The organism is Mesorhizobium sp. M7A.F.Ca.CA.002.09.1.1, from assembly GCF_003998555.1.
In the GTDB taxonomy this organism is placed as follows: Bacteria; Pseudomonadota; Alphaproteobacteria; order Rhizobiales; family Rhizobiaceae; genus Mesorhizobium; species Mesorhizobium ciceri.
This window is the reverse complement of sequence record NZ_RZRR01000375.1, coordinates 1-5,108: the sequence shown is the minus strand read 5'-3', so window position 1 is coordinate 5,108 and position 5,108 is coordinate 1. Positions and strand designations below refer to the sequence as shown.

Annotated in this window: 8 protein-coding genes; 1 reads left to right on the top strand and 7 read right to left on the bottom strand. The window is 61.2% G+C overall.

From position 1 onward, the window contains the following. Both EN994_RS17265 and EN994_RS17260 read right to left on the bottom strand, forming a co-directional pair. Positions 1–273 (bottom strand): GntR family transcriptional regulator (locus EN994_RS17265; protein WP_164745977.1); only part of this gene is annotated, 273 nt, incomplete at its 3' end. 229 nt (positions 274–502) lie between these two features. Beyond that, positions 503–772 (bottom strand): DUF982 domain-containing protein, encoded by a 270-nt coding sequence (locus EN994_RS17260; protein WP_013530801.1) that lies wholly within the window; start codon positions 770–772, stop codon positions 503–505. Positions 773–856: 84 nt separating this feature from the next. On the opposite strand from EN994_RS17260, the gene EN994_RS17255 reads away from it, so the two are divergent. Continuing rightward, positions 857–1,114 (top strand): hypothetical protein, encoded by a 258-nt coding sequence (locus EN994_RS17255; RefSeq protein WP_013530800.1) that lies wholly within the window; start codon positions 857–859, stop codon positions 1,112–1,114. Between the two features lie 282 nt (positions 1,115–1,396). Here EN994_RS17255 and EN994_RS17250 read toward each other — a convergent pair whose 3' ends face one another. The 5 genes from EN994_RS17250 to EN994_RS17230 all read right to left on the bottom strand — a co-directional run. Beyond that, a complete protein-coding gene (locus EN994_RS17250) occupies positions 1,397–1,594 on the bottom strand; it encodes a DUF3309 family protein (RefSeq protein ID WP_082826496.1) in 198 nt (65 codons plus the stop codon). A gap of 313 nt (positions 1,595–1,907) precedes the next feature. Continuing rightward, on the bottom strand, positions 1,908–2,513 hold the full coding sequence (locus EN994_RS17245) for an isoprenylcysteine carboxylmethyltransferase family protein (protein WP_245459051.1): 606 nt from the start codon (positions 2,511–2,513) through the stop codon (positions 1,908–1,910). A gap of 262 nt (positions 2,514–2,775) precedes the next feature. Further along, complete coding sequence (locus EN994_RS17240; protein WP_063168553.1) at positions 2,776–3,798, bottom strand: ABC transporter substrate-binding protein; 1,023 nt, start codon at positions 3,796–3,798, stop codon at positions 2,776–2,778. Continuing rightward, entirely contained in the window at positions 3,791–4,558 is a 768-nt protein-coding gene (locus EN994_RS17235) for an ABC transporter ATP-binding protein (protein WP_063168554.1), read from the bottom strand. Before EN994_RS17235 ends, EN994_RS17240 begins: the two co-directional genes overlap by 8 nt. Next, the coding region (locus EN994_RS17230; RefSeq protein WP_164745976.1) for an ABC transporter permease at positions 4,555–5,108 on the bottom strand (554 nt) is incomplete at its 5' end. The genes EN994_RS17230 and EN994_RS17235, both read right to left, overlap by 4 nt.

Genomic DNA, 5,108 nt, shown 5'->3' with positions numbered 1-5,108 from the left:
CGACCAGCCGATCGAGTCGTCGACCGGCTTGCCGTCGAAGGTGACGAACGAGCCGATACCAACCTTGGTCGTGATCAGCCCGCGGCTGGACAGTTCCTCGAGGCCTTTGCGGACCGTATTGCGGCTAACGGAGAAGCGCTGGACGAGTTCGTTCTCGCTTTGAAGGCGGTCGCCGAAACCGAGGACGCCGGAACGGATCTCATGTTCGAGGACGGTGGCGATCTGCTCGGGCTTGCCCGTGCCGGGAGACAGTTGAACCGCGCGCCGCTTCATAAGGGTACCTGTTCAATGAACCTGTATAATCCTGTTCAATACCGAGGCCCGGATGCTATGTCAACAGATGCCGAAGACTGACCAACAGGCAGCGAAATGTGCGGGATAACCGTGCAGGGCGTGCCGAGAGGCAGGTCAATAGCCCTGAAAAGCCGGTCGGCGATCGCCAAAAAGGGGCATACATCAAGGGGATGGAGCCAGATCCTGATTCAATTTCACCAGGGACAGGCTACGGGATCGACACCTCACGCGGTTCGACGAGGATGTCCGCCTCGATAGCGGCGTTGATGAACGCCGCTCTTGCCGCCGAGACTTCTTTCTTTCCCTCGAGCACGGCCAGACAGGCCTTGCGGGCAACCATATGCTTTTGCCCGGTCGCAACCGGCCAGCGGTTCAGCAGGATGTCGGCAGCCTGAGCGACCCGCTCCACGTTGAAGATCGAGTTTCGCGATCGGCCGAGCGCAATCCTGACCGGCTCATCGAAACGCTGATCTTGCACGATGCCACTCCCCAAAGTCGGCATTCATCGATTCGCGGCCTTCAACCCCGAGCAATGTGATAGGTTCTGCGCCAAAGGTGCAAGATGTCCGATTCCAGTGGCCAGAAAAATCCCAGGCTGATCGTCGTGGTCGCGTTCGATCGCGGTGAGGATGGCGAGTTGTTCCCAGCCTTTGGACCCGCCGACCAGCAGAGCGAGGATCGCGCCATACGCACCGCCAGGGCTCTGACGGCAAAGCATTCCGGCGTCATCGCCTGGAGCCGTGAGGCCGATCCGACGCTGGGCGAATATGGTCCGCCGAACACGCTCTTCGTCAGCGGTGACGTGCCTGACATGGAGTAGTCGACTGGCGCCAGCATCTGAACGCCTCGCCCATAGGGTTTGATGCGAGCCGGTTTTGCCTCGCCAGCAAGCAAAAGCCCGCTACGGTGAACCGGAGCGGGCCTTGGAGGAGGACAAGGGGTGGGACCCTCTCCTCTTGTTTCCACGGGGGGGTGTGGACCGCAATGACCATACGAAAGTTTTGCAGAGTGCAGGATCACAAGCCGGCTTGCCTGCATCACAATCCGGTGCACGCCGACATTGGGGCGCTCACGAGATTGCGATCAGTTGGCGATAACCCGGCTAGATGCACCCGAGTACGACAAGCACGATGACGATGAGCAGCACGAGCCCAAGGCCGCCGCCGCCATAGGAGCCGGCGCCGTAGGATTGAACCTCGCAGCTGCGATGTTCAAAAGACGAGCGCTCCAAAGGCCTACCGTTCCGCGATTGTGGCGGGCATCGCGCGGAAGAAGTCACGCCAGCAACAGAAACGGCCATCCTGGTGACGGCAACCAGAATTTAATTCCGGCACGCCTGTGGACCGCAGAAAGCCCACCAGCGTGGCGGGCTTTCCGATCGGCCGGAGATGGCGAGAAGCCGATTGCAGAAGCAATTACGCGAGGTAGTGAGTTTCAGCTTCACAGAGAGAGAATACTGAAATTGAAGTGTGGTATATATATCTCAAAATTTCTGAAATAAACGCCAGTAAAAGTCGCAATATTAGCTTGCACAAACAATGCGCAGGTCTATTGACGATCGAACGTTGCCAGTGTGGTTGCAGACCGAACGATTCTGCGCGCCGGGGCGCCTGTCAAACGACGCCGTAGAACAGCCTGTAGTGGACGCGCTTCATATAGTCCCGATACTCCGGCGTGACGGCCAGCAGCGCCTCTTCACGCAGGATGCGGTGCACCTGGAAGAAGGTGATCACCGCGTAGACGGCTAGATTGTAGAAGGAAAAGGCCGACAGCAGGAACAAGAGATGGCCGGCAAGATAGCCGGCATAGATCGGATGCCGCACCAGACGGTAGGCACCGCCTGTCATCACGCCGCGATTGCCCGGCAGAATGGCGAAAGAACGCCCCAGCGATATCTTTCCCCAGATTACGAACCCCAACGCCAGGGCCTGCAGCGGCGCCGCAACATGGACCGGGATGATGGCCACGCCCGGCTCCAGGTCGATGAAACCGACACCGAAGCTGGCGATCACGGAGACAACCACCGTGAGCGGGTTCCAGTCGCGAACCTTCGGCCGACGCGACAGAAGCAGCCAGGTAAAGGTCAGGATCTCGGAAATTGCCACCAGCGCCACATTGATGCGCGTCGGGTCGAGCATCAGGTGATACACGCCGCGGTAGACGAACATGCCCGCGAAGGCCAGCGCGCAGATCCGAAAGAAACCTTCCCGCAAATCCACCAGGATCTCACGCTTTCGGGCTGCGGACAGAATCCTGCCGTCACTGACGTGCGAAAGCGCCTCGCTTTTTGATATGAGCAATGCAGACACCCCAATGATCCCTCAGGGCGACCTTTGCACGCAACCATTGCCGGGCAGTTAATCAACAAGATCAGATCGGTATTAAACTGGCTGTCGGGGAGCCAGGGCGCCACTTCCAGACGACCTGCTCCACGCGGTCGCCAAGAAAGACTGGCGACCCATGTCATTTGGTTTTGCCAGACTAGCTCAGATAGTCGTTGCGGAAATAGCTCCCGAAATCCGGACGTCGAGCAACCAGCTTGCCGTCGGAATCGCGCAAAATGCCGGAGGCGAAGAGATAGTCGCCAATCGCTTCCATCTTGGCCGGATCCATCGTCCCGATGGCCCCGCTTTGGCTGCGTAGATAATGGCCGTCGATCAATGCCTTCAGCGAGGCGTGGATCAGCGCCGGATTGGTCAAGGCATCCTTGTTTGCAGCGATCAGCAGGGTTGCCGCATCGTCGGGGTGGTCGACAGCGAACTGGTAGCCGCGTCGCGTCGCCTGAACGAAGTCGGCCGCAGGCTTGGGATTGGCCTGGAGATAGGCTTCGCTCGAAGAGATCAGCGTCGTGTGCTCATCAGGCACGCCATAATCGGCATAGACGAAGCTGCGCTGCTTGACGCCCCTGAGTTCGGCTTCGACACCCTCCCAGGTCGAGACTTCGAGCGTGAAATCGACCGACCCATTGGCCAGCGCCTCATAGGCTGAGGTGCCGAGCGTCACCGTCTCGAAATTGCCCTTGCCGCCGTCGTGGCGAATGATGGTCGATATCAGCGCGTTTTCCCAGGCACTGCCGAAGCCGCCATAGATCAAGCCGTCGAGGCTTCTTGGGCTTTTGATCTCGTTGCGTGCCGCATTGAAGACCACGCGGCCTGTTTCGGATTGCACCACCGCATAGACGCCCTTCAGATCCGCCCCGGCGGTTCTCTGGGTGAACAGGCTGATGGTGCCGTTGATGCCGAAATCGGCGACGCGGTTTGCGACCAGCGTGCCCGCACCGGTATCGCTGTAGGGCAGGATGTCGACCTCGAGCCCGGCTTCGCGATAAAACCCTTTGTCGCGGGCGACGAACAGTCCGATGTGGTTGGTATTGACCGTCCAGTCGAGGGCGACGGTGACCTTTTGTGCCGCCGATTGTGCTCGAGCCCGACCCGTCCCGGCAATCAAGGGAAGGCCGGTGGCAAGGGTCAGCAACAAGGCCTGCCGGCGCGTCAAGTCAGTCATGATCGTGTCCTTTGGATGGATTGGGGTTGAGGATGATGTCGAGGATTTCGGCCTCGAGCGCGCTTGCCTGGCGCGCGGCATCGCCGCCAAGGCTGCGCGGGCGCGGCAACGGCACCCTGATTTCACGCACGATGCGGGCCGGGCGCGCCGACAGCACATAGATGCGGTCGGACAGGAACACGGCTTCGCGCACGTCATGGGTGATCAAGAGCGCCGTCCAGCGATGATGCCGCCACATCTGTTCGAGCCAGCGCTGCATGGCGGTGCGGGTCAGCGCATCGAGCGCGCCGAACGGCTCGTCGAGCAGGAGCATGTCGCGCTCCTGCACCACGGTGCGCAGCAAGGCCGCGCGCTGGCGCATGCCGCCGGACAGCTGCGCGGGAAAATGCCGCTCGAAGCCGGCAAGCCCGAATTCGGCAAACAACGGCGCAACGCGCGCCCGCGCCGCCTGTCTCCTCATACCTTGCACTTCGAGCCCGAGCGTCGTGTTGTCGAGGATGCGCCGCCATGGCATCAGCGCGTCGCGCTGCGGCATGAAGGCGAAGTGCCTGCCGTGGTCGTCGAGCCGCGCGCCGTCGAACAACATCTCGCCCTCGCCATGCTCGGCGCCGGTCAGAAGCTGGAACAGCGTCGACTTGCCGGCACCCGAGGGTCCAAGGATCGAGACGAACTCACCAGCGCCGACGCTGAGCGAAATATCGGCCAGCACGTCGAGCCCACCGAACGCCTTGTGCACATGCCGCAGTTCGAGCCGGCTCATCGCCAGGCCCCCTTCCCGGCAGTTTCCCTGTCGGCTCGCTCCCAGGGCATGGCAAGGCGCTGCAGCAACACGGTCAACCCGAACAGGACAAGGGTCAGCGCCGCGCTGACACCGACGGCGGCAAGAACCAGATCAGGACGGAAATTGTTTTTGGCGTTGAGCATGTAGATGCCCAGACCCTTCGCGGCACCGGCATATTCAGCGAAGATGGCGCCGACCACCGCATAGGTGATGGAGATCCTCAACCCGGCAAAGAAGTAAGGCAGCGCCGAAGGCAGCCGCGCCAGCAGGAAGATGCGCCAGCGCCCTGCCCCCATGGCGCGCAGCATTTGCCCGATCTCGGCCTCGGTCGCCTCATAGCCTTCGACCAATGCAACCAGCATCGGAAAAAAGGTGACCAGCGCCACCAGCATGATCTTGGGCGCCAGCCCGAAGCCGAACCACAGCACCACCAGCGGCGCGACCGCCACCAGCGGCAAGGTCTGGCTGACGATGAAGACGGGAAACAACGCACGCCGCAGCGGCTGGAAGAAGTCGACCAGCATCGACA

What these genes read in the sequence shown, in the direction of transcription:
- EN994_RS17240 (WP_063168553.1), bottom strand. Translation starts at nt 3,798, where the DNA reads ATGACTGACTTGACGCGCCGGCAGGCCTTGTTGCTGACCCTTGCCACC.
- EN994_RS17235 (WP_063168554.1), bottom strand. Translation starts at nt 4,558, where the DNA reads ATGAGCCGGCTCGAACTGCGGCATGTGCACAAGGCGTTCGGTGGGCTC.
- EN994_RS17250 (WP_082826496.1), bottom strand. Translation starts at nt 1,594, where the DNA reads ATGGCCGTTTCTGTTGCTGGCGTGACTTCTTCCGCGCGATGCCCGCCA.
- EN994_RS17255 (WP_013530800.1), top strand. Translation starts at nt 857, where the DNA reads ATGTCCGATTCCAGTGGCCAGAAAAATCCCAGGCTGATCGTCGTGGTC.